Raw genomic sequence first — 23,713 nt, 5'->3', positions numbered from 1 at the left:
CTTATGTAGTTTTACTATCTAAAAGATATTAGTATCCCAAAGGATAGTGCTATCCTTTACGAAAGCTTATACCTTTGTATTATGGGACCAAGAAAAGAACACCGTAATCTAGAAACCTGTACAGCAAGTTTAAATGCGGTAAAGGATGCGCTCTATGTGTTAAATGGTAAGTGGAAACTTCCCCTGATTATTTCTCTGCAAGAAGGACCACTGCGTTTTAATGAGATCCAAAAATCACTTGGAGAAATTACGCCCAAAATATTATCGAAAGAACTTAAAGATTTAGAATTAAATGAATTTGTGATCCGGAAAGTATTTTCTACCACTCCGGTTACCGTAACTTACGAGCTTACCCCTTATAGTGAATCGCTTGAAAGAGTAATTGATGAACTAAGGGATTGGGGATTAAAACATCGCGAACGGTTGGTTAAAAACAGAAAAAGCGAGTTGGTTGAAGCAGAAATGGCGACCTCACTTTAGACCGCCAAATTTGATCTGCTAGACCATCCATTTTGCTAAAAAAAGCAAAAAACTGATAATGATAAAATTCGGCTATCTTTGTACAAAATAAAATCGATGGCGGTATTACATAAAAAAGAAGAAAAAATTCAGGCAGTGCTGGGTAGGTTGCCTAAAAAATATACAGACGAACAATTTGTGGAGATGTTTATCAGACTTTACTCTAAAGATTGGGGCAAAATTAAATCGGCTTACATTAAACAATCTCAGGATAAAGAACCTGGAACCATCATCAACATGCCGAAACCAGAGGTATATTTACGACAGATCCTGGCAAACTATCTTCAACAAGATCGTGCTCCGAAAGCAGTAGAGGTTAAAGAAGAACCTGTTGTTGAAGCACCGGTTACCGAAGTTAAAAAAGCGAAGGCTCCAGCTAAGAAGAAAGAAACTGTAGCTGAAGAAGTGTCTGCTGAGGTTAAAAAAGCAAAAGCACCTGCTAAAAAGAAAGCTGAAGCAATTGAAGAACCAACTGTAGAAGTTAAAAAAGCTAAGGTGCCTGCAAAGAAAAAAGCGGAAGCAATCGAAGAGGTTCCGGTAGTTGAAAAGAAAGCAAAAGCAGCAGCAAAAAAGCCTGCAGCAAAAAAATAAAAAAATATTTTACATCAAATATAATAAATCACCTTTTTGGTTGTTTATATATACGAGAGCGTTAATTTAGATGACGGGGATAGGTCGGTATGATTTATCCCCGTTCTTTTTTTGCCGAATAATTTAATACGCTCAAAGCATCTCTCTTTCATTTAAGAGATCAATTTTGAATAAAATCAAAAAAATTTACACCTGATATAATAAATTGACTTTTTTGCTGTTTATATATACGAGAGCGTTAATTTAGATGACGGGGATAGGTCGGTATGATTTATCCCCGTTCTTTTTTTAGCCATTTTTTCGGCTATTTTACCATTTATTTTTTCCTAATTATTAGCCACAGGAACAGAGAAAATACTGATCTGCAATTCTTATTCTAAGAGGTCTTTATTAAAAAATCCAGCAACCAATCACAGCGATACGTCATTCCCAACTCGATTGGGAACCACGGAGTGCTCATGAATGCCTCTGAAAAAAGGAAAACTTATGAATAATCGTAATGCCTCGGTAGGGTTTGTATGTTGCATTAAGATTCCCGCCTGCGCGGGAAGGACGACCCTTCTTTAAAATATGTCATATTACAATCCGTCAATAAGAGTACAAGAAAAATCTTTCAACTCGTGCCATAATTCGTTTTAACCTACCTCCCAGTTTTACATCCAATTGTAAACTTTATTCTTTTAATTGGCATATCGGGAAAAGTCGATATACATTTGTGCCATGGATCAGGTAGAAATATTCAAAGCCCTTTCGAACAAAACACGTTTACAGATTTTAGGCTGGTTAAAAGCCCCTGAGCTACATTTTCCCGAACAGCCCAATGCCGATTTTGAAAATGTAGGTGTTTGCGTTGGGCAGATTCAGCTTAAAAGTGGTTTATCACAAAGTACCATTTCCGAATATCTGTCTATTTTACAGCGTGCCGATTTAATCAGTTCAACGCGCTTAGGCCAATGGACTTATTACAAACGCAACAAAGAAGGCTTAGAAAAATTAAGCGAAATCATCAATACCGAATTATAATTTAGAAACATATGAACACAGATAGTTTATTTAGGCCTTTTAGCCTTAAAACATTAAATATCAAAAACAGAATAGTAATGGCCCCAATGACGCGGTCATTTTCTCCGGGTGGCGTGCCAACAGCCGATGTTGCTAGCTATTATGCAAAAAGAGCTGCTGGTGAAGTGGGTTTAATCTTATCAGAAGGAACCGTAATTAACCGTCCATCTTCTTCTGCCGATCCTAACATTCCACATTTTTATGGTACCGAAGCTTTAGCAGGCTGGGAGAACGTTATTAAAAGTGTACACCAGGCTGGTGGTAAAATGGGACCACAGATCTGGCACCAGGGCATTATGGATAACCATGCATCTGGCTGGTTGCCAAGTACACCTTTTGAAGGTCCATCAAGCTTAAACAAGCCAGGTTTCGAAAACGGCGTACCGATGACTGATGCAGCCATTGCAGATACCATTGCGGCTTTTGGCCAGGCGGCAGCAGATGCCAAAGCGCTGGGCTTTGACACTGTTGAAATACATGGCGCGCACCAATACCTGATCGATCAGTTTTTTTGGGAGGGTACAAACAACCGTACCGATATTTATGGCGGTAAAACCTTAGCTGAACGTACCCGTTTTGGTGTTGAAGTAATTAAAGAAGTACGTAAAAGGGTTGGAGAAGATTTCGCCTTAATTATCCGCTTATCACAATTTAAACCTGCTGCCTACGATTTCAAGTTGGCCAAAAACGAACAGGAAATGGAACAGTGGTTAACGCCAATGGCCGAGGCCGGAATTGATATTTTTCATTGTTCGCAACGCCGTTTCTGGGAGCCTGAATTTGAAGGTTCTGATTTAAATTTTGCAGGTTGGGCTAAAAAAGTAACCGGAAAAGCGACAATCTCAGTGGGCTCAGTTGGTTTAGATGGCGATTTCTTTGGCGCTTTCGCAGGCCAGAGTTCACAGCCGAGTTCATTAGACGAACTGGTACGCAGAATGGACCGTGGCGATTTCGATTTAGTAGCAGTTGGCCGTCCGCTTTTAGCAGATCCGAACTGGGTAGAGAAAATTAAAAACAACCTTACAGAAGAATTGAAAGGCTTTAGCAAAGAAGCTTTAATGGAATTGGTATAAAAACCATATTTTTTCTTTTTAAGTTTAGAAAGGCATCTCGAAAGGGCTGCTTTTTTGTTTCTTGTGATGTCAGATGTTACCATGTGATGTACATACAAGCATAATTAAATTTCTTAAAGAACCCTTCTTTCGAAATGCCATTAATCAGTCAGATGGTAACATCTGACTGCACATACATGATAAGGAAAGCAATACCGGCAATACTTCGGCTGCTCCAGCCCCGCCCTTTGCTTAATCCGACTGAAAAAGTCGGGATAACGCTGTCGGTCGGGTTTATTTTACCTCCGACAGTAGCAATGCCCTAGCCGCCTAAACCCGATCAAAGCGAGATGATCCCGATTTAAGCACTTATTTTTGTTGTTTTATGGTGTGCTTGCTTGTTTCAAAGGTTTCATCGGGAACAGAAGCGGGAGCGGGAGGACAATGACCCAAAAGCTTCTGCAACTGCTTTCCAAAAAACCTAAACAGGGCCTTTTTCTTGATAATGAGGTTTCGTCATCTCGACTGGAGCGAAGTGAAGAGTTCCATTGAGACAGATTTCTCGACTCCTTTGCACTTCGCTCGAAATGACGTGAAGAATAGAATTTCAATCTAAATCCCACCCTTTTTCCTTAAATTCACGTCATCAAAAAATTGATTGTACCATGTCGAACATTAAACTCATTATCGAAGAAGACCAGCAAATATTGGCAATTTTATGGTTGGTAGGTTGCTGCCTTTCAGAGAGAAACGGATGGTTGGGCCTTTTTCTTTTATCGACCATATGGGCCCTGCTGCAATGAGCGATCACGAAAATCTCGATGTTCCACCTCATCCACATATCGGTTTATCTACCTTAACCTTTTTGTTCGAAGGTGAAATTACACATAAAGACAGTTTGGGTTCGGATATTGTAATTAAACCCGGACAGGTAAACTGGATGACTTCGGGCAGCGGCATTGTACATTCGGAAAGAACCCCCGAATATCTTCGCCATACCGATAAAATGCTCCATGGCTTACAAATCTGGGTAGCTTTACCTAAAGATTTGGAACAAATGGAACCTGAGTTTTGCCATGTTGAAGAGGCAGACATTCCAAGCTGGGCAGAAGATGGTGTAAGTTTTAAATTAATCGCAGGAGAAGCTTTTGGCTATAAATCTCCTGTTCCGGTATACAGTCCGCTATATTTTTTAGAATTGAAAAGTACCAAGCAGCAAAAGCTAAACATTGGCGATTACCTGTTTGGAGAAAGTGCACTTTATATTTTAGAGGGTGCAATTGAAAGTGAGGGGAATATTTTTGAGCCGCGTTTAATTTTAATTGCCAACGACGCCAAACTATGCGAATTTACCATGCACGAAAACACCACGGTTTATATTTTCGGAGGCGAACCCTTTCCTGAAGAGCGTTTCATTTACTGGAACTTTGTTGCCTCTGACAAAGAACTGATTGAAAAAGCCAAAATTAAATGGCTGGAACAAAGTTTTAAACCCGTTCCTGGAGAAACCGGTTTTGTGCCTTTGCCAGATCAAAACCCAAAGGTTAAGAAATAAACCCTGATGGAAATACAACAGACTAACAACGAAAAGAAAGGGCAGTTCGAAGCCTTAGAGAACGGCTTACAAGCAGGCGTTATGGCATATGTTTGGGCTGGCCCTGGCAAATTCATTATTGACCATACCGAAGTAAATCAAGATTTTGCTGGCAAAGGTGTAGGAAAAAAGTTAGTGCTTGCCGCCGTAAGTTATGCCAGAGAAAACAAGATGAAAATTCTTCCGCTTTGTCCATTTGCAAAAAGTGTTTTCGATAAAACGTCAGAAATTCAAGATGTATTATTTTAATCTTGATTAATTCTTCCTGCCAAATAAATTCATATTTACTGAAACGGCCACGCCTGTTGATGATAATTTAGAATTTCCATAACCAATATTGGTTAAGGGTATTTTCATAAATGGTTTAGCGCTAATGCTTAAATTATTATTTATTTTGTGCTGAAACTCGACACCAACATTGGCTATACCTAAATAATGCTGATTCTGGTTTCTGACTTCATAGCTTTGAGGGCCTTGATAAGCTCCATTATAAGAATAGCTGTATTTCTCTTTCAACATTAAATAACTAGATAAACCTGTACTTACTGAAATTGAATTTCTACGTCCATCAAAAACCTTATAGTTCACATTAATTGGAATGTCAATTACATCGCAATTGGCGTGAATATTTGCTGGATTGGCCTTAAAAACATAATTGCTGTTAGGGTTGTATTGGCTAAAATCTGAGTCGTAGATTTTCTTAGCGTAAGCTGCCCCGGTAGTAACACTCAATTTCTTTGTTAGGAAGAGCGTAGCCTCTACCCCAAAACCGCCACTTAAACTACTTTTGCCTGATTTCTGCACACTGGTTAAATCTGGTGCAGCCAGAATACTTAAAACAAATCTTGATTTTTTCTTAAAAACCGGAGGTTGAATTTTCTCTGTTTTTCTTGAGGCAAGTGTAGCAACATAATCTGGTTGTTCAAATTCTACAAGTTTAGGTTTAGCACTTATTTGCGGATTAGACAGTACATTAGTTAAAAGGTTGTGATTAATATAATCGCGTGCTAAAACTTTAGGAAAATCTGTATTAAATGAGCTTGTTATAACCGCTTTATGATCATCTGTAGCTTTATTATTCTCGTTATTCCCAACCAATAAACTTTTTTCACTATTCTCGGTCGAAGGATTTTGCGCTGTTGGCTTTTCGATTAAATCTGCCTTATTATCTAAAGGCTTGTTGTTCTCTTTTTTGTGGGCATTTGTATCTGTTTTCACCACTGAATTGTTTTTTGACTGATCACCATTCGGCTTAATCAATAAAAAAACCACAAGCAACATTGCGGCTACTGCAGCCACAGCAGTTAACCAAATTAACGGCACTATCCTCCTTTTAGGTGTTGGATGCAATCTCTCCTCCAGATTATCCCAATCTAAATCATTAAAAGGAAGATCGGGATTTTCCAATCCATCCTTAAATAATTTATCTATATCTTTTCCCTCTGTCATTGCATGTTTGTATTTAACCTCACCTGTAAAAGGTTTCTATCTACCTCCGAACTCCTTACCTGGTAAGTTTTCGCATCTGTAGTTTTTAGCATTTCCTGTAATTTCTGTCGCGCCTTAAACAGGTTCGACTTTGATGTTCCTATCGATATTCCCAGCATTTCGGCAATTTCCTCATGGCTATAGCCATCTATAGCGAAAAGGTTAAAAACCGTTCGATAGGCCGGACTTAGGTCTTGAACCAATGCTAACAAATCATGATAAGCCAATTTATCGTACACAGAGTTTGTATGTGCAATATTTTCATGATCCTGAATATCTACATGATCGGCGAATTTTAAATTGGCACGATAATAATCAATGGCAGTATTGGTTATTATCCGACCGAGCCAAGGCAAAAAGGCCTTCGAAGTTTCGTATTTGGTTATATTTTTAAAGGCTTTAAAAAAGCCATCGTTCAGTATTCCTGCAGCATCTAGCCGATCGTTTGCATAACGCAAACAAATCCCCATAGCAAAGCTATAGAAATGTTTGTATAGTGCTTTTTGACTATCCCTTTCATTTCTAACGCACCCTTGAATATACTTTTGTATAATATCTTCACTATCGCGGCTAGCGGTCACAGGTTCTCCTTTCAAAATACATTACGGTAAGAAATTACAAAAGGTTGCCTCAAAAAAGTATTTTCTTTAAAATAATTATTATTCGTTCGGTTATGCTAAAATTCTCTTTTCAACAAGCAACCATTTACAAGCTGACGGCGTAATAGCAGCATATTAATGATTAAAGTTAAAACTAAAAACAAAAATCTTATGCTAATCTACTTAAAAAGAAATCTATTGGCTATCGTTTGCATAGCAATGGTATTTACAGCCTGCAAAAAAAGCAGTTCAGACGAACCTACAACACCACCCGCTACCAATAACAATAAGGGGATTCAATTGGCAACAGATGCCAAGTTCGGGACAGTATTAACTGATAAAGATGGTAAAACTTTATACTTTTTTGCATCTGATGCTGCAGGTACGCCAACCTGTACCGGTGGTTGCGAAACCGCATGGCCACTTTATTACTCAGCCGATGCCAGCACCGATTTAAACCTGAACAAAGCAGAAGTTGGGGAGGTTACCCGTGCCGATGGCCGTAAACAAAGCACTTACCGTGGTTATCCACTTTATTACTTTGCTAACGACGTTGCAAAAGGAGATATTAAAGGCGATGGTGTTGGTGGAATATGGTTTGTGGCTAAACCCGATTATTCATTGATGCTGGCCAATACACAACTGACCGCGAACAATATTAATTACACCAGTACCTATGCTGTTGGCGATGGCAAAACCATTTACTTGACCGATAGCAAAGGCCGTACCTTGTACGCTTTTGCACCGGATAAAAATGGTGTAAACACATATACCAAGAGTGTTACACAAGAAGGTATTTGGCCGGTGTATGAATCTGAAGTGCTTAATGTACCCTCTGCTGTTGCAAAAGGTGATGTTGGCATAATTACTGTGGCTACAATTGGCAAAAAACAGTTAACTTATAAAGGATGGCCATTATACTACTGGGTATCAGATCTAAAAAGAGGCGATAACAATGGCATAGTAATCGGAAAAGGGCCAGGTTTAACTTGGCCAGTATTACAGCTAAATGCTACAATTGCTCCGGCGCCATAAAATATTTGGGTTAGGCGGGTAGAATGGTCGGCTGGTGTTTTCACAGCCGGCCTTTTTTATACTTCTAGTAAGGCTTGTTTAATTTTTTCGGCAGCTTCAGCCAATTCTTCGCTGGTTGGCTTTAATTTTTCTTTACTAAAGTTCATGTCGCTCACATTATTCATTGGTATTAAATGAATATGAGCATGCGGAACTTCCAATCCGATAACCGAAACACCAACTTTTTTGCAAGGGAAAGCTATTTTTACACCTTTAGCTACAATTTTAGCGAATATCCAAAGGCCAACATACAGATCTTCATCCATATCGAAGATATAATCGGTTTCAATTTTCGGAATAACCAAAACATGCCCCGCCGTTAAAGGCTGAACATCTAAAAATGCTAAATATTCTACAGTTTCAGCAACAACATGTGCACTGATTTCGCCTGCAACAATTTTTGAAAAAATAGTCATAAGGTGGAAGGTTAAAAGGTGTAGGGTGCAAGGTTTAGGGATTTATAGCGGAGAACAGACCTTAAGCCTTAAACCCTCCGCCTTCTACTTTATCTCGATATCTCTAAAACTTCGAACTGCATTTTACCTGCTGGCACTTCGATTTCGGCGAATTCGCCTACCGATTTACCTAACAAACCTTGTGCAATTGGCGATTTAACAGAAATTTTTCCTGTTTTTAAATCTGCTTCCGTTTCAGCTACCAACTGGTAAGTCATGGTAGCACCGTTTTTAACATTCTTTATTTTAACAATCGATAAAGCAAGTACTTTCGATAAATCTAATTTAGATTCATCAATTAAACGTGCGTTTGCCAACGTATTCTTTAATTTTGAAATTTTTGCTTCATGCAAACCTTGCGCTTCTTTAGCAGCATCGTATTCTGCATTTTCCGATAAATCACCTTTATCCCTCGCTTCTGCAATTGCTTTAGATATTAGCTGACGACCGGTGGTTGTTAAATAATGAACTTCCTCTTTTAATTTATCTAACCCCTCTTGGGTATAGTATGTTACCTCTGTCATTGCTCTATTAATTTTATTCAAACGCTATAAAAAACAAACAAGACTATATAGTTGGTTTGCTACATAGTCTTGCTTCAATTATAACGAAGATAAAATGTGGAAATTACAAAAGCAAATAAAAAATTAACAAGTGACCAATATTTTAACCTTTTGTGACGCTCAACGTCAATTTGAAGCATTAATTACGCCTTAAAATAAAGACAAACACATTCTTTCTCTATTATATTTATATGCCAGAATCACCACAATAGTAACATTCATTTATACACTTATCCAAAATTCAATCATTAGTTCTATTTTTAGCTAAAATTATTCGTAAAAAATGAAAAAGTTATTCTCTATTGCCCTACTTATTTATTTGGGTGGTTATACTGTTTCTGCCCAAGAACTTTATATGCCTAGAAATATAAAAGCAGCATACGCTAAGGGCACCCGTGCTATGAATGGAAAGCCTGGCCCTAACTATTGGCAAAACCATGGTAAATACAATATGGATATTAAGGTAGATGCCGAAACCAAAGTGGTAAGCGGTAAAGAAGAAATTTTGTACAGCAACAACAGCACTGATACTTTAAAAACTTTAGCCATTCGCTTTGTAAACAACCTGCACAAACCAACCTCACCGAGAGGTGGCGCGGTAAGTGAAGATTTTTTAAGCACAGGCTTAAATATCAGTTCGTTCACTGTTGATGGCGAAACGTATAAAGTAGATAGCAAAAACTGGGGAACAGTTGGCAATGTAAAACTGAACAAACCGTTGCTACCAAAATCGAAAATTGCGGTTAAAATAGAGTGGGATTATCCCCTATCAAAAGAAAGTGGTCGTGAGGGACAGATTGATCCAAACTCCTTTTTTGTGGCTTATAGTTATCCGCGTATATCGGTATATGATGATTATAACGGCTGGGACCGCATCCCACACACCGATAGGGCTGAGTTTTATAACGACTTTAACGATTATGAATTCACGATCAAAGCACCTAAAAACTATGTGGTTTATGCAACGGGCGATTTCCTGAATCCAGATGAAGTATTACAACCAGAAATTTCTGCACGTTTAAAAAAATCATATAATGGTGATGAGCTCATCCACATTGCTACTGAGCAGGAAATGAAAGATGGCAAAGTAACCCAACAAAAAGACTGGAACACCTGGAAATTTGTAGTAAAGCACATTACCGATGTTACTTTTGCTTTGAGCAACCATTATGTTTGGGATGGCGCAAGCGTAATTGTAGATAAAAAGACCAATCGCCGTGCAAGTGCCCAGGCGGCTTACAACCCAACTACCGGAACAGATTTTACCAACTCGGTTAAATATAACCTTAATGCTTTAGATTGGTTCTCGAACAATTGGCCAGGAATCCCCTATCCTTACGCTAAAACTATTGCTTTTCAAGGTTTTGCCGATATGGAGTACCCGATGATGGTTAACGATTCTCAATTTGGCGATCCTGTTTTTGCACAATTGGTTCAGGACCATGAAGTGGCACATACTTACTTCCCCTTTTACATGGGTATTAACGAAACCCGTTATGCCTATATGGACGAAGGCTGGGCAACAACGTTCGAATATTTAATCGGCATTGCAGAACACGGCAAAGAGGCGGCTGATAAGTTTTACAAAAACTTTAGGGTAAATAAATATATCTATGATAAATCGACAGAAGAAGATCAACCGGTAATTTCCATGTCCGATCAGGTTTCGGGTTCGGGTTATGGGAATAACTCCTACGGAAAGGCTTCATTATCTTATCTCGCCTTAAAAGATATGCTGGCTGATGAGCTATTTAAAAAAGCATTGCATACCTATATGGGAAACTGGAATGGCAAACACCCTATTCCATGGGATTATTTTAACTCGATGAATGCGGGATCTGGACAAAATTTAAACTGGTTTTTCCAGAATTGGTTTTTCACCAACAACTATCTTGATTTAGCCATTACCAAGATTACACCGGCAAAAGGGAAATCGACCCTAACAATTAAAAATGTTGGTGGCTTTGTTATTCCTTTTGATATAGTGATTACTTATACCGATGGGAAAACTGAAACGATTCATAAAACGCCAGCGGTTTGGAAAGCAAACCAGAAAGAGGTGAATGTAATAGTTAATACAGCTAAAAAAATAAAGTCAATTGGTTTAGATAATGGCATTTATGTAGATGCTACGCCGAAAGATAATGTTTGGTATGCTAAATAGTTGACAGTTTGCAATTTTCAGTTGGCAGTTCGATATGACTACCAACTGAAAACTGTTAACCGTTTTCTGCTTTACAAGTAGGTTCGTGTTTAACCGGAAAATTTAATGAATTGGCAATAAAACACATTTTATTTGCCTCATGATGCAGCGAAGCTGCAAGTTCGTAATGTGCCTTATCGGCTATTAAAACCTGGGGATGAAGGGTAACCTCTCTAAAACGACCACTGCCATCAGCCGATTCTTCCATTGTACCTACTGCCTCATCTTTATAGTCGATTACCACGATCTCATTTTTAGAACATAAGTGTAAATACCAGAGCATATGACAGCTGGATATTGAGGCCAATAACAGATCTTCTGGGTTATATTTAGATTTATCGCCCAAAAAAGCAGAATCAGATGATCCTGAAATATCGGCTTTGCCTTTTACTGAAATTACATAATCGCGATCGTACGAACGGTAATCCATTGTACCTGAGCCTTTATTGCCCGTCCAAGTAACTGTAGTTGAATATAAATGATCTTTCGGCATGATAAAATTGGTTAGATTGTATAGCCAATTTAAGAAAATAAAATTGAGTTTATCTATTTTTTAGACCTATATGATTTTAAAATCTCATGGGGGAGTGCACAGATTTCCGTGCTTTTTCCTGCGAAAATCTGCTAGGCCGGATAGTAGGATGCAGATAGTATGGTGCAGAGACAGGCATCCGTAGATTGATTACTTTGAAACTATGAGGGGCACGCTGGGTCGTCATCCGATAGCTATCGGATCTCGCGCAGGCGGGAACCTTAAGCCATAGGCGGCTAATATATTCGTGCTTTTTGTATTTTGCCTTCCCCCACCATTTCCCATACCTCAATACCGACACAGCTGTGGTCCAAAATAACCCTAAGCTATGTTTTTCTTTACCTTTTACTTAGCTATTCTTAACCTGATAATCGAAAGTAATGCAAACTTCATGAATAGCCCACCTGTAACGAAGTCTCACTCCTACCGAAGGGGGTTCGAAGCAGTAGGCAAGTAGGTGTACAGCAAGGAATAGCCAAGCCTGGCCGGAAGGTGGCTTGAACGTGGGGTAAATGTGGCGTAAAGGTGGGGTTTAAGGATTTTTAATCAGATCGATTAAATTAAGTAATCATCCTTTTGTTTAACCTAATATACTAAAACTATGACTCCCCGGAATGGAATAATCAAAATTAACGGGCAACTGGGCAATCTTGTTTTTTACAAATGCAGAAGTAACTGCAGGGCAATGCTTCACCCAGGGTTAGATGGCAGAAACAGTTGTTTATTTTAGGGTTTGAAGGTCACAACCGCTCTGTATGAACCTAATGTAATGAATCCCGACGTTAAGTCGGGAGTAATGGAAAGCAGGGCAGAACCTCAAATATTAGCAGTGCCCCCTGTGTTCCAAATTAAACTAAGTCAGGATTATGATTCACTAAAAATTAAGATTCCTTAACTTCTCAGCCAAAACCTCCGAAATTTTCCGGTAAGAATCGAATGTCCAACCACCAACATGCGGCGTTAAAATCACTTTTTCGTTATTTTTTAGTTCATCATACCAAACCTGTTCGCCCAATGCAGGGAATTTTTCTGTTTGCAGTACATCCAATCCGGCACCTAAAATCTTTCCACTTTTAATCGCAGTCAACACTGCTGGCGTATTTACAATTTCGCCCCTCGCGGTATTGATAAAGAAAATGGGCTTTTTAAAATGGAAGAAATACTCATCATCAACCATCTGTCTGGTTTCGGCTGTTACGGGAATATGCAAGCTCAGTACATCGCTGTGTTTCACAATTTCTTCCATGCTTACCTCACGGGCAAACGCATCAGAAAATCCAGTTTTATATTTATCATAGGCCATTACATCAACCTCGAAACCCGCCAGTTTCTTCGCAAAACTCTGCCCCATAAAGCCATAACCAATAATCCCCACCTTTTTGCCTTTCAATTCGTAACCACGGTTACCTTCTCTATCCCACACCCCGTTTCTAATCTCAATATCGGCCCTGCGGAAGTTGTTCATCAACGATAAAAGCAGACCTGTAGCATGTTCGCCAACAGCATCACAATTGCCTTCAGGTGCATTAATCAATTCGATATTTCTTTCAAAAGCAATTTTATCATCAATATTATCTAAGCCAGCCCCTGCCCTTGCCACAAACTTTAAGTTTGGAGCGGCAGCAAAAATTTCGGCGTCTATCCTAAATTTAGTTCTTACCGCAATACCTGTATAATCTTTTATTTTATCTAATGTTTGTTGGCGGGTAATCTGTGGTTCATCATCAACCTGGTAACCCATAGCAATGGCCTGCTCTTTAAATGCAGGGTGCAAATCATCAACAATTAATATCCTATTCATAATAAACAAAAGTAACATTTTGCAAATTGTTCAATTGTATTATTCTTTTATAGTTTTTGTAAAACTGAGGACTGCTGATTGAGAACAGTTGATTGCCGATTAACCCACAAAAATATTACTATAAAATGGCTGTAATAAAATAGTTACGGCTCCTTAATTAAACTTAGTTGCCGTTACTTTGTCTCCCTTTATAAAAACACACGAAATTTTATTTTTTAATGAGACTTTTACAATCGAGAACAATACAGATTACCCTTTTACTTTTAAGCTTATCTTTTAGTCTTTTCGCGCAAACAGGTGGAAAAGCAAAAATTACCGGAGTACTTAAAGACGCAAAAACACAAGAAACCATTCCCTTTGCTACCGCTGTTTTAATTGATAAAACAACAAGCAAAAATGCAAAAATTGCCCAAACAGATGTAAATGGTGCATTTGTAATGGCAGATATCCCAACCGGAACTTTTACCTTTAAAATAAGCTTTGTTGGCTACCAAACCATGGTTAGAGATAACGTGGTAATTACTGCCGCCACGGGTACATTAAACTTTGGCGACATTAAAATGAATCCTTCAAAAGGTAATATGCTAAGCGAAATTACCGTAACAGGCCAAAAACAAGGCATGCAAATGGGGATCGACAAAAAGATTTTTGCTGTAGACCAGAGCGTAATAAGCGAAGGGGGCTCAGCAGGCGATTTATTGCAGAATGTTCCTTCAGTTTCTACCGATATGGATGGCAATGTGAGTTTACGTGGCTCTACAGGCGTAAAAGTTTTAATTGATGGAAAACCATCTTTAATTGCCGGCGGTAATGTAGCGCAGATTCTCCAATCGATCCCGGCCAGCTCTATCGAAAGTGTTGAGGTAATTACCAATCCATCGGCTAAATATGATGCAGAAGGTCAATCAGGGATCATCAACATCGTGCTGAAGAAAAATACGAAACTTGGCTTTAACGGTTCAGTTGCACTAACTGCAGGTAACCGCGATAACTATAATGCCAACACTAATTTAAGTTTTCAGAATAGCAAAGTAAACCTTTACGGAAACTATGGCTATCGCTATGGCAACCGTTTGGGTGGCGGTTTCCAGGATATTACCTACAAAACACCAACCAGTTCAACAGCTTTCGCAAATCAGAATACCGTTTCTAATTCATCTGATAGAGGACACAATGCTAAAGCTGGTTTAGATTATTATCTGGCACCAAAAAGCGTAATCAGCTTATCGGGCGGTTTTAACTCAAGAGAAAATGAGCGGAACGAGCTGCTTGATATTAGACAATTAAGTGCAAGCCAATCACCTGTTTTATTAAGCAACAGAACCAATAATAATGACGGTTATGGAAAAAGTTATGATCTGAATTTAGATTACGTACAGAAGTTTAAAAAACCGAAAGAAGAGTTAACCTTCAACTTTGGTTATTCGTATGGAACAAACAACAACGACCAAACTTACAGCACCAACACCACTAACCGAAATGGTGTGCCGATTGATGAAACCTTAAGTTTACAGCGCGTATTTAATACCGGTAACAATACCAATTACAACATCCAGACTGATTATGCATTACCTGTTGGTAAAGCCGGTAAAATTGAAGTTGGTTACCGTAGCCAGATCCGCTTAGGAAACAATGATCAATACGCAGATTCGATTCCTACAAATACGAATATTTATGTCAGCAATAATAAGTTAATTAACGGTTTCGATAGTAAGGATCAGGTGCACGCACTTTATTTCAATTACCAGAACCAGATTAAAGATTTTGGTTACCAAATTGGATTAAGAGGAGAAGATGCGCGTTTAGATACGCATTTAGAAGGTTACACGGGTAATGTATTAACCACGGCCGAAGGAAATATCCACTACAAAAGGATATATCCAAGTGTTTTCTTAACGCAAAAATTAAAGGGCGATAATCAACTCCAATTGAGTTATACACGCCGTGTAAACCGCCCCCGTCCCTGGGATACCAACCCGTTTTTGGATGTTTCGGATCCTTTAAACTATAGAGGTGGTAACCCGAATTTATTGCCAGAGGATGTACACTCTTTCGAATTGGGATATAGTAAATACTGGAAAAAAGTAACCTTAACTTCGAGTTTGTATTTCCGCCAAACCAATGATGTAATTCAACGGGTAAGAAGTACGCCAGTTAATGGGATCATTACTTCAACCCCTCAAAATTTAACGAATCAAATCAATAGTGGTTTAGAGTTAATTGGCCGTTTCGATCTGATTAAAGCTTTAAATTTTACCACTAATGTAAACTTATATCAAGCTAAGTTTGCAGGAGATGCGAGATTTGATATTGCATCGAGCAGTGGATTTAGCTGGAATGCCAACCTAACTGGAAACTTAACTGTTGCAAAAAATGTATCGCTACAGGTACGCGGCGATTACAGAGCACCGGAAGTGATGGCACAGGGAAAACGTAATGCCATGTACGGAATTGACGGCGGAGCCAAATACGATTTCCCGAACAAAAAAGCATCTTTAAGTTTCAATGTTAGAGATGTATTTAACACCAGAAGATGGAGCATGACAACCGAAGATAAGGCAACTATTGTTGATTTTGAACGACAAATGCAGGGAACAATGGGCAACTTAACCTTCTCTTACCGATTTGGAAAAACAACATTTACGGGAGCTAAAAAGAAGAAAGACGATCAGCAGGACAACCGTCCTGATGAGGGATCATTTTAATAACCGAAGGTGCTTAGAAAAATATTTCTAAGCACCTTTTTTTAACTAATCAGATATTGGAAAAACTTTTACCTAAGCTTTGCTTTACCTTATTGATTTTACTCAAGGCCTTTGCTGCGCTTGCTGTAGAGAAAGGTGTAATCAGCGGAAAAGTGATTGAAGAAGTTGGAGGATTATCTATTCCATCGGCAGTAATATCTGTTTATATCGACGGATCTGAACAGCCCATAGTTACATCTGCCACAGATGAGGATGGCCATTTTAGTATTAAAAATCTAAAAACAGGAAATTATAGCATTAGGGTAAGTTTTGTTGGCTATGCCTCATTAAAAGTAAATGGAATAGCCATTACAGAAAAAGATTTCGATAAAAACCTGGGCGCATTAAAGCTAACCTCTGAACAAAATTCTTTGCAGGAGGTAACCATTACCGTCCAAAAACCACCTATCGAATTCGGAGCTGACGGTGTTACCTACAATGTTGGCTCAACACTATTAGCCGAAGGCAGTACCGCAACAGATGTATTAAAAAACGTACCAATGGTGCAGGTAGATATTGATGGCAACGCTACCATTGCAGGAAAAAGAAGTACGAGGGTTTTTATTGATGGTAAACCCTCAGACTATATGACCTCTAACATCGCTGACCTGCTAAATGTGCTACCTTCTGATGCCATCGATAAGATAGAAGTCCTTACCAATCCACCATCTAAATATAGCGGAGATGGAGAAGGCATCATTAACATTGTAATGAAAAAAGGCTTTAAGGTTGGCTTTAACGGTAATGTAGGTGTTTCGAGCGGATTGCAGGGCAACGGTAATACCAACGCCAATGCATCTTACCGCGGAAAATCTTATGCTATAAATGGAAGCGCAGCTTATCGTTATAATGTTGGGAAAGGTGACAGCCACAATTTCCGCGAAAACTTTTTTCCCGATACAACTTTCTATTATGACCAATATGGGGCTTACCGGAACCATAACAACGGTGGAAATTTTAGAATAGGTTTAGATTGGACCATTAGTCCAAAGCAAAGTCTGCGGTTATCAACCAATTACAACCTCAATAATTCAAATTCAAATGCTACAACCGATCTTCATTACTTAAGCGAAGAACGGATAGAAAACCGTCTCCGCAACCAGCATAATACGGGTAAAGGCAATAGTAATAACTTTGTTTTTAATGCCGATTACGATCTTCAGACCGATACCAGCGGAGGTAAAATATCTTTAGGATTAAATTTCAATACCAACAAGAATATCGATTTTAGGGATTATAGCACCACTTATACTCAACCCAATACATCAGCCCCAACTTTACAGCAAAATAATAACAACACCGGGAACAGGGGCCTAAACGTAACTTTAGATTACGAAAAACCAATATTCAATAAACGCGACCGCATTGAAGCCGGGCTAGCTTTTAACTACAGAAAGAACGATAACGACTTGTTAATCGAAAATTTTAATTTTGTAACGCAACAGTTTGTACGTAACAACAAATTATCGAACCAGTTTTTATACAATGAAAACATAGCTGCTGCCTATGCCTCCTACAACTACCGGAAGGTTGGCTGGGGTGTTAAAACGGGAGTTAGGGCAGAACTTACAGATGTAGCTTTCGATTTATCTACTGGGCAGAATTATAATGTAAAACCTTATTTGAGCGTTTTCCCTAATTTATCTTTAAATCGATTTTACCGCAAACGGTACAATATTGGTGCTACCTATAGCATCCGTGTAAACCGGCCAAGAGAAAATACCTTGAACCCACAGGTTAATAATGTTGATACACTTAATATCTCCTACGGGAATCCTAATCTATCGCCAGCTTACACCCACCAGTTTGATGTTAATTTTGGGGCTTTTGGCCAGAAATGGTCATTCAACCCGCGGCTTTCTTATTCTACCAGTCAAGGAGTTATAGAACGCTACCGCACGGTAACGTTAATTCCAGGCTCCAATACAGCCAGATCTGAAAGCACTTACGATAATGTCGGCACCAATAATTCGCTATCGCTTATCTTAATCGGGAATTATCGCCCTACGAATAAGGTATCGGCCAATGGAAATTTCAGTGTGATCCAAAGTAATTATAAATCGCAATTAAACAATTCGCTGAACCGAGATGGTTTGAGTTTTAGAGGGGCAATTGGTCTATCGATGCAGTTGCCGCTTAAAACGGCTTTCGAATCGAACTTAAATTATGCCAACAATACTAATGCACAAGGCCGGAGCAAAGGTTCCATTACTTCTAATTTCTCGGCCAGGAAAGTCTTTTTGGGTAACCGGTTAAACCTTCGCGTAACAATAAATGATATTTTAGGAAACAGAACCAATACCTTTTACAATGAAGGCCAAAATTTCAGGCTGGAGAACTATTCAACCAATAACACGCAGAATTTTACTTTTAGCCTAAATTATCGTTTCACTAAAATTACTGTAAATAAAATTCCACCACCGCCGCCTCCTGCAAAACCACAGTAAGATAAAATCATATTGCTTATCTTGCACCATGGAAGAGATCAACCCTTGGAAAACACTAGAGAGCGAGGTAAAGTACGATAACAACTGGATCCGCTTAACCGAACATCAGGTGATTAACCCCTCTGGCGGAAAAGGAATTTATGGTACGGTTCATTTTAAAAACCTGGCGATCGGAATCCTCCCACTAGATGAAAATTACAATACCTGGTTGGTTGGTCAATATCGGTATGCCCTAAACGCTTACAGCTGGGAAATTCCCGAAGGTGGTGGCCCATTTCACGAAGCATCGCTAGAAAGCGCCAGAAGGGAATTATTGGAAGAAACGGGAATGAGCGCCAGAAACTGGAAAGAGATCCAAAGAATACATTTATCTAACTCTGTGAGCGATGAACTGAGCATAATCTATGTTGCTACTGGTTTAATTCAAGGTATCGCGATGCCAGAAGAAACGGAACAACTCGTGGTAAAAAAATTGCCCTTTAATGAGGCTTATCAAATGGTTTCGAATGGAGAGATTACCGATTCGATAAGCGTTGCCGCAATTTTAAGAGCAAAGCTGATGATAATGAATGGCGAATTGTAGCTCGGACAACCACCAAATGTTCCTAACGGAACATAAAAATATTGCATATTTTTTTGCTACCCAGCATATGTCCCAACGGAACATTAGGGCAACCTGGCGAATTATAATTTTTTTTTAAAAAAATGGCACCTCTATTTACTCTAAGTGCTTATTATTTTGTCAATAAATCCATTAAGCTGTTCCATAGGAACAAATCCTGGTAGAAATAATACAATAAAAAATATTGCATATTTTTTTCTGCCCAGCATATGTCCCAACGGAACATTAGGGCAACCTGGCGAATTATAATTTTTTTTTAAAAAAATGGCACACCTCTATTTACTCCAAGTGCTTATTATTTTGTCAATAAATCCATAAGCTGTTCCATAGGAACAAATCCTGGTAGAAATAATACAATAAAAAATATTGCATATTTTTTTATGCCCAGCATATGTCCCAATGGGACATTAGGGCAATCTGGTGAATTATAAAATCTTTTTAAAAAAATGGCACACCTCTATTTACTCCAAGTGCTTATTATTTTGTCAATAAATCCATAAGCTGTTCCATAGGAACAAATCCTGGTAGAAATAATACAATAAAAAATATTGCATATTTTTTTATGCCCAGCATATGTTCCAATGGGACATTAGGGCAATCTGGTGAATTATAAAATCTTTTAAAAAAAAATGGTACACCTTTATTCTAAATCCATAAGCTGTTCCGTAGGAACAAATCCTAGGTAGAAATAATGCAAATTGCAATTTTCGTTCCGTAGGAACGTTTCGTGGCCAATAAAAAATTGTACATCTTTTTATAATTCAAAAAATTGCACCTAATTTAAGATTGCAAAACAATGCATCAACCCTTATTTAATAAGATATTTGTTTTAAATTGCCTAGCAATTCTTAAATATTAAATCATCCCAAAATTATTAACGTCCCTTATCGGACAAGTCCTCGGCGGCAAAAATTGCGGTTTGCGATTTTCGTTCCGTAGAAACGTTTAATGTTGATTTAAATTTAAAATGCCATGCCGAATACCTATACCCAATTGCATATTCAATTTGTTTTTGCCGTTAAATTTCGGGCCTCATTAATCCATAAAGATTGGAAGGAAAGGCTTTTGAAATATATCACAGGGATATTTCAGGCAAATAACCATAAAATGATCCAGATCAATTGTATGCCGGATCATATTCACATCTTTGTTGGTATGCGGCCGCACCAATCCATTTCCAGCCTGATTCAGAATGTAAAAACAGAAAGTTCAAAATGGATTAACGATCAGAGATTTTGTAAAGTTAAATTTGCTTGGCAAGAAGGTTATGGCGCATTCTCTTATTCAAAAAGCCATGTTCAACAAGTTATTCAATACATCCAAAACCAGGAACAGCACCATAAAAAGGAGACCTTTTTACAGGAGTATACCAGTTTCTTAAAAACGTTTGAGATTGGATACGAAGAAAAATACATCTTCAAAGAACCAGAATAATTTATTATTATCTTTGCCATCTATTAAATCAACCAGATGAGCAAGCTTTTCGGATATATTTTAAGCCCTATTTTTTATATTTTCTTTGGATTAACACTTTGTATCTTCCATCCTATACAATGGATTTGCTTTAAGCTTTTTGGTTATAAAGCGCATAAAGTTTCGGTAGATATCCTTAACTTTTTCCTAACCTACTGCCAGATCTTTCTATTCAATTCAATCAGTTTTAAGAATGAATACGATTTACCGACAGATAGACCAATTATTTTTGCCGCAAACCACCAGAGCATGTACGATATCCCTTCGTTAATTTGGTTTTTAAGGAAACATAGTGCAAAATTTATCTCTAAAATTGAGCTTACCAAAGGTATTCCATCCATATCCATTAACCTGCGTTTAGGCGGTGGGGCAAACATCAACCGAAAAGATAACAAACAGGCCATTTCCGAAATCATTAAACTTGGCCGTAGAATGAAAGAAAACAATTGGAGCACTGTTATTTTCCCAGAGGGAACCCGGGCGAAAGATGGTCAGTTGAAAACATTTCAATTTGGAGGTATTGCTACCATATTAAAGGTAGTTCCTAATGCCTTGGTTGTTCCGGTAGCCATAGAAAATTCGTGGAAAATTGTTCGCTTTGGCATGTTTCCGTTAACCACTGGCAATGCGCTAAAATGGACGGTTTTAAAACCGATAGAACCAGGCGCAAAAACACCAAATGATATCACGCTTGAGGTAGAAAACGAAATCAGGAAAGCTTTAGGTCAACCAATGGCACAGGCTGCTGTTCTGTAGTTTTATTTATTACTTCTCTTTAAAGATCCTTCGACTCCGCTCAGGATGACAATCGCGGCAGGATCATTCCGTGGTTTCTGTGCTTCCGTGGCAATTAAAAGGTTAATTGTTTGAACTGATTAAGCGCCTAACGCCAACCGCTCTAAATGTTCTTATTTCCGATCACCCTGAAAAATTCATCGCGGTAAGTATCGCCAACAGGGATAATCTTCTGATTGATGGTAATGCGGCTACGCTCAATACTTTCAATTTTATCAACAGCCACAATATAAGATTTGTGCACCCTGATAAACTGACCTTGAGGTAAAGCTTCTTCCATCTTCTTCATACTCTGTAGCGTAATTACACGTTCATCTTTCGTAAATATCGAGATGTAATCTTTTAAACCTTCGATGAATAAAATATTGTGCAGATATATTTTTTGAATCTTGTGCTCTGTTTTAACGAAAATATAATCTTGCACAGGATTTGCTGAGCCAGAAAACGGTGCAGGTGTAACGATGGGCTGTGCTACACTTGCAGGGGCTTCAACAGGTTTTACCTGATTATGTACTTTTTCCACCGCTTTATAAAAACGGTCGAATGCAATTGGCTTTAACAGGTAATCCGAAACATTTAGGTCGTAACTTTCTAAAGCATATTGTGGATAAGCGGTAGTTAATATGTAGTGGCATTTATTGCCAGCAATTTTTAAAAACTGGATTCCGGTTAGCTCTGGCATTTGAATATCTAAAAACACAAGATCAATCCCTCCACCCTGAACAATCTGTAAAGCTTCAATAGGGTTTTCGCACCTTTTAACCATGGTTAAAAAAGGTACTTTCGAAATATAATCCTGTAAAATATCAAGCGCTAAAGGCTCATCATCAACAACAATACAGTTTAAGTTCATTTTAGGTTATTATTTTAATTAATGATTTTATCCGGTTTATGTTTGATTATCGGATTATATGTCAATCATCAGTTCACAGGTATAATGAGTAGCCGAATTTACAACATTTAATTTATATCTATCAGGGTAAACCAATTGTAATCGTCGTTCTACATTGGTTAAACCAACCCCTCCTTGTGCATCTTTATTCTGTTGATTCTTTTTATTAACTACACTAAAATGCAAAATTTTCTGGTTGGCAATGATATTAATTTTTACTGGTTCTGCCGGATCGGTTACTACACCATGTTTAAATGCATTTTCTACAAATGAAATCAACATTAAAGGAACAATTTTTTGATTGTCAATTTCGCCGTTTAAGGTAAGCTCTATATAGGCACCATCTTTAAACCTTATTTTTTGTAGTTCGATATAACTGGTTAAATAGTCTACTTCCTTGCTTAGCGCTACTGTTGGGGTATTGCTCTCATAAATCATGTAGCGCATAATCTCCGAAAGCTTCATAATGGCATCGGCTGTTTTATCCGATTTCTGATAGGCCAGGGAATAGATATTGTTTAGCGAATTGAAAAGAAAATGTGGGTTGAGCTGCGATTTTAAAAACTGAAGTTCCATTTCGCGTCGTTCGCTTTCTAAATTCCGCTGAATCCTTTCGCTTCCAAACCAATCGATGGTGAATTTGATAATGCAGCTGCTAATCATGAAAAAGCCGCCAATAAAAGCTTTACCTGCAAAATATTCATTCACATTGTACTCTGCTTTTTCGCCTCTTACCATCATCATATCTGCAGGATTTAACACTGCAATAATTGTCTTAATTAAGGCTGCAACTGCAATCATCAGAAAAAAAGCGAGAACATAAAGCCAATATTTTTTTCTTCTCTTAATAAGTTCAGGGATTAAAAAAATATAGTTTATGTAGAAAAGGGAAACATTCAGGATTCCAAATAGCCCAAATGAAATTAATTCTCGTTTTAACGTTATTTTCGAACCGGTCGTTATTACAATAACAACAGCAGCCACCAATATTATTGCCCAGAAAATGCTGTGCAATATTAAAGCTCCCTTATTTTCTTTCATTTACAAGTTGTTTAACAATAAAAAGCAGTTAACCAGCATATTTTAGTACTGCTTTTTTTCATGCATCCAAAATAAATAAAGTTTTATCGATTTACTTACACAATCTACCAACGGGCATTTTTTTTCTACCAACGGCCCAATAGGCAAATTTTATCGACAAACGCCA

Annotated in this window: 20 protein-coding genes and 1 pseudogene; 13 read left to right on the top strand and 8 right to left on the bottom strand. The window is 38.2% G+C overall.

Annotation, left to right across the window (positions count from 1 at the left end; genetic code table 11):
- Positions 1 to 81 precede the first annotated feature (81 nt).
- The 6 genes and pseudogenes from J7E57_RS00920 (at position 82) to J7E57_RS00895 (ending at position 5,067) form a co-directional block, all read left to right on the top strand.
- On the top strand, positions 82 to 480 hold the full coding sequence (locus tag J7E57_RS00920; protein WP_215129699.1) for a winged helix-turn-helix transcriptional regulator: 399 nt from the start codon (positions 82 to 84) through the stop codon (positions 478 to 480).
- Positions 481 to 576: 96 nt separating this feature from the next.
- Positions 577 to 1,110, top strand: a complete 534-nt coding sequence (locus J7E57_RS00915; RefSeq protein WP_215129697.1) for a hypothetical protein — start codon at positions 577 to 579, stop codon at positions 1,108 to 1,110.
- Positions 1,111 to 1,830: 720 nt separating this feature from the next.
- Positions 1,831 to 2,133 (top strand): ArsR/SmtB family transcription factor, encoded by a 303-nt coding sequence (locus J7E57_RS00910; RefSeq protein WP_029276735.1) that lies wholly within the window; start codon positions 1,831 to 1,833, stop codon positions 2,131 to 2,133.
- Positions 2,134 to 2,144: 11 nt separating this feature from the next.
- Positions 2,145 to 3,245 (top strand): NADH:flavin oxidoreductase, encoded by a 1,101-nt coding sequence (locus J7E57_RS00905; RefSeq protein WP_215129695.1) that lies wholly within the window; start codon positions 2,145 to 2,147, stop codon positions 3,243 to 3,245.
- A 644-nt stretch (positions 3,246 to 3,889) separates the two neighbouring features.
- Positions 3,890 to 4,779 (top strand): annotated as a pseudogene (locus tag J7E57_RS00900) (pirin family protein).
- A gap of 6 nt (positions 4,780 to 4,785) precedes the next feature.
- On the top strand, positions 4,786 to 5,067 hold the full coding sequence (locus J7E57_RS00895; RefSeq protein WP_215129693.1) for a GNAT family N-acetyltransferase: 282 nt from the start codon (positions 4,786 to 4,788) through the stop codon (positions 5,065 to 5,067).
- A 6-nt stretch (positions 5,068 to 5,073) separates the two neighbouring features.
- Here J7E57_RS00895 and J7E57_RS00890 read toward each other — a convergent pair whose 3' ends face one another.
- Entirely contained in the window at positions 5,074 to 6,267 is a 1,194-nt protein-coding gene (locus J7E57_RS00890) for a PorT family protein (protein ID WP_215129691.1), read from the bottom strand.
- A complete protein-coding gene (locus J7E57_RS00885) occupies positions 6,264 to 6,902 on the bottom strand; it encodes an RNA polymerase sigma factor (protein WP_251029748.1) in 639 nt (212 codons plus the stop codon). The genes J7E57_RS00890 and J7E57_RS00885 overlap by 4 nt, the downstream gene beginning before the upstream one ends.
- Positions 6,903 to 7,076: 174 nt before the next feature.
- Between J7E57_RS00885 and J7E57_RS00880 the strand changes: the two genes are divergently transcribed.
- Positions 7,077 to 7,940: a hypothetical protein gene (locus J7E57_RS00880; protein WP_215129689.1), complete on the top strand. Its 864-nt coding sequence runs from the start codon at positions 7,077 to 7,079 to the stop codon at positions 7,938 to 7,940.
- Between the two features lie 56 nt (positions 7,941 to 7,996).
- On the opposite strand, the gene J7E57_RS00875 is transcribed toward J7E57_RS00880, so the two are convergent.
- Together J7E57_RS00875 and greA are read right to left on the bottom strand one after the other, a co-directional pair.
- Positions 7,997 to 8,395: an HIT family protein gene (locus tag J7E57_RS00875; RefSeq protein ID WP_215129687.1), complete on the bottom strand. Its 399-nt coding sequence runs from the start codon at positions 8,393 to 8,395 to the stop codon at positions 7,997 to 7,999.
- An 89-nt stretch (positions 8,396 to 8,484) separates the two neighbouring features.
- The gene (gene greA / locus J7E57_RS00870) at positions 8,485 to 8,958 is read right to left on the bottom strand and encodes a transcription elongation factor GreA (RefSeq protein ID WP_029276724.1); all 474 of its coding nucleotides are present in this window, start codon (positions 8,956 to 8,958) and stop codon (positions 8,485 to 8,487) included.
- A gap of 322 nt (positions 8,959 to 9,280) precedes the next feature.
- On the opposite strand from greA, the gene J7E57_RS00865 reads away from it, so the two are divergent.
- Positions 9,281 to 11,161, top strand: coding sequence for a M1 family metallopeptidase (locus tag J7E57_RS00865; RefSeq protein WP_215129685.1), 1,881 nt, complete (start codon positions 9,281 to 9,283; stop codon positions 11,159 to 11,161).
- Positions 11,162 to 11,216: 55 nt separating this feature from the next.
- Here the strand turns inward: J7E57_RS00865 and J7E57_RS00860 are convergent, their stop codons facing one another.
- Positions 11,217 to 11,693 (bottom strand): OsmC family protein, encoded by a 477-nt coding sequence (locus tag J7E57_RS00860; protein WP_215129683.1) that lies wholly within the window; start codon positions 11,691 to 11,693, stop codon positions 11,217 to 11,219.
- A gap of 913 nt (positions 11,694 to 12,606) precedes the next feature.
- Positions 12,607 to 13,533, bottom strand: coding sequence for a 2-hydroxyacid dehydrogenase (locus tag J7E57_RS00855; RefSeq protein WP_215129681.1), 927 nt, complete (start codon positions 13,531 to 13,533; stop codon positions 12,607 to 12,609).
- Positions 13,534 to 13,751: 218 nt separating this feature from the next.
- Between J7E57_RS00855 and J7E57_RS00850 the strand changes: the two genes are divergently transcribed.
- The 5 genes from J7E57_RS00850 to J7E57_RS00830 all read left to right on the top strand — a co-directional run bounded on the left by J7E57_RS00850 (position 13,752) and on the right by J7E57_RS00830 (position 21,575).
- On the top strand, positions 13,752 to 16,238 hold the full coding sequence (locus J7E57_RS00850; protein WP_215129679.1) for an outer membrane beta-barrel family protein: 2,487 nt from the start codon (positions 13,752 to 13,754) through the stop codon (positions 16,236 to 16,238).
- 56 nt (positions 16,239 to 16,294) lie between these two features.
- A complete protein-coding gene (locus J7E57_RS00845) occupies positions 16,295 to 18,724 on the top strand; it encodes an outer membrane beta-barrel protein (RefSeq protein WP_215129677.1) in 2,430 nt (809 codons plus the stop codon).
- A gap of 28 nt (positions 18,725 to 18,752) precedes the next feature.
- Positions 18,753 to 19,307, top strand: coding sequence for an NUDIX domain-containing protein (locus tag J7E57_RS00840; protein WP_215129675.1), 555 nt, complete (start codon positions 18,753 to 18,755; stop codon positions 19,305 to 19,307).
- Positions 19,308 to 20,318: 1,011 nt separating this feature from the next.
- On the top strand, positions 20,319 to 20,780 hold the full coding sequence (gene tnpA / locus J7E57_RS00835; RefSeq protein ID WP_215129673.1) for an IS200/IS605 family transposase: 462 nt from the start codon (positions 20,319 to 20,321) through the stop codon (positions 20,778 to 20,780).
- A gap of 36 nt (positions 20,781 to 20,816) precedes the next feature.
- Entirely contained in the window at positions 20,817 to 21,575 is a 759-nt protein-coding gene (locus tag J7E57_RS00830; protein WP_215129671.1) for a lysophospholipid acyltransferase family protein, read from the top strand.
- A gap of 142 nt (positions 21,576 to 21,717) precedes the next feature.
- On the opposite strand, the gene J7E57_RS00825 is transcribed toward J7E57_RS00830, so the two are convergent.
- A complete protein-coding gene (locus tag J7E57_RS00825; protein ID WP_029276707.1) occupies positions 21,718 to 22,467 on the bottom strand; it encodes a LytR/AlgR family response regulator transcription factor in 750 nt (249 codons plus the stop codon).
- A 54-nt stretch (positions 22,468 to 22,521) separates the two neighbouring features.
- The gene (locus J7E57_RS00820) at positions 22,522 to 23,547 is read right to left on the bottom strand and encodes a sensor histidine kinase (RefSeq protein ID WP_251029747.1); all 1,026 of its coding nucleotides are present in this window, start codon (positions 23,545 to 23,547) and stop codon (positions 22,522 to 22,524) included.
- Positions 23,548 to 23,713: the final 166 nt, after the last annotated feature.

The sequence above is a fragment of the Pedobacter sp. ISL-64 genome, from assembly GCF_018613605.1.
In the GTDB taxonomy this organism is placed as follows: Bacteria; Bacteroidota; Bacteroidia; order Sphingobacteriales; family Sphingobacteriaceae; genus Pedobacter.
This window is presented reverse-complemented; position numbering and strand designations above follow the sequence as displayed.

Bases quoted from the DNA above. Each gene is read 5' to 3' on its own strand.
- tnpA (WP_215129673.1), top strand. From the start codon at position 20,319: ATGCCGAATACCTATACCCAATTGCATATTCAATTTGTTTTTGCCGTT.
- J7E57_RS00830 (WP_215129671.1), top strand. From the start codon at position 20,817: ATGAGCAAGCTTTTCGGATATATTTTAAGCCCTATTTTTTATATTTTC.
- greA (WP_029276724.1), bottom strand. From the start codon at position 8,958: ATGACAGAGGTAACATACTATACCCAAGAGGGGTTAGATAAATTAAAA.
- J7E57_RS00855 (WP_215129681.1), bottom strand. From the start codon at position 13,533: ATGAATAGGATATTAATTGTTGATGATTTGCACCCTGCATTTAAAGAG.
- J7E57_RS00905 (WP_215129695.1), top strand. From the start codon at position 2,145: ATGAACACAGATAGTTTATTTAGGCCTTTTAGCCTTAAAACATTAAAT.
- J7E57_RS00880 (WP_215129689.1), top strand. From the start codon at position 7,077: ATGCTAATCTACTTAAAAAGAAATCTATTGGCTATCGTTTGCATAGCA.
- J7E57_RS00825 (WP_029276707.1), bottom strand. From the start codon at position 22,467: ATGAACTTAAACTGTATTGTTGTTGATGATGAGCCTTTAGCGCTTGAT.
- J7E57_RS00875 (WP_215129687.1), bottom strand. From the start codon at position 8,395: ATGACTATTTTTTCAAAAATTGTTGCAGGCGAAATCAGTGCACATGTT.
- J7E57_RS00860 (WP_215129683.1), bottom strand. From the start codon at position 11,693: ATGCCGAAAGATCATTTATATTCAACTACAGTTACTTGGACGGGCAAT.
- J7E57_RS00920 (WP_215129699.1), top strand. From the start codon at position 82: ATGGGACCAAGAAAAGAACACCGTAATCTAGAAACCTGTACAGCAAGT.
- J7E57_RS00915 (WP_215129697.1), top strand. From the start codon at position 577: ATGGCGGTATTACATAAAAAAGAAGAAAAAATTCAGGCAGTGCTGGGT.
- J7E57_RS00820 (WP_251029747.1), bottom strand. From the start codon at position 23,547: ATGAAAGAAAATAAGGGAGCTTTAATATTGCACAGCATTTTCTGGGCA.
- J7E57_RS00850 (WP_215129679.1), top strand. From the start codon at position 13,752: ATGAGACTTTTACAATCGAGAACAATACAGATTACCCTTTTACTTTTA.
- J7E57_RS00910 (WP_029276735.1), top strand. From the start codon at position 1,831: ATGGATCAGGTAGAAATATTCAAAGCCCTTTCGAACAAAACACGTTTA.
- J7E57_RS00895 (WP_215129693.1), top strand. From the start codon at position 4,786: ATGGAAATACAACAGACTAACAACGAAAAGAAAGGGCAGTTCGAAGCC.
- J7E57_RS00890 (WP_215129691.1), bottom strand. From the start codon at position 6,267: ATGACAGAGGGAAAAGATATAGATAAATTATTTAAGGATGGATTGGAA.
- J7E57_RS00865 (WP_215129685.1), top strand. From the start codon at position 9,281: ATGAAAAAGTTATTCTCTATTGCCCTACTTATTTATTTGGGTGGTTAT.
- J7E57_RS00840 (WP_215129675.1), top strand. From the start codon at position 18,753: ATGGAAGAGATCAACCCTTGGAAAACACTAGAGAGCGAGGTAAAGTAC.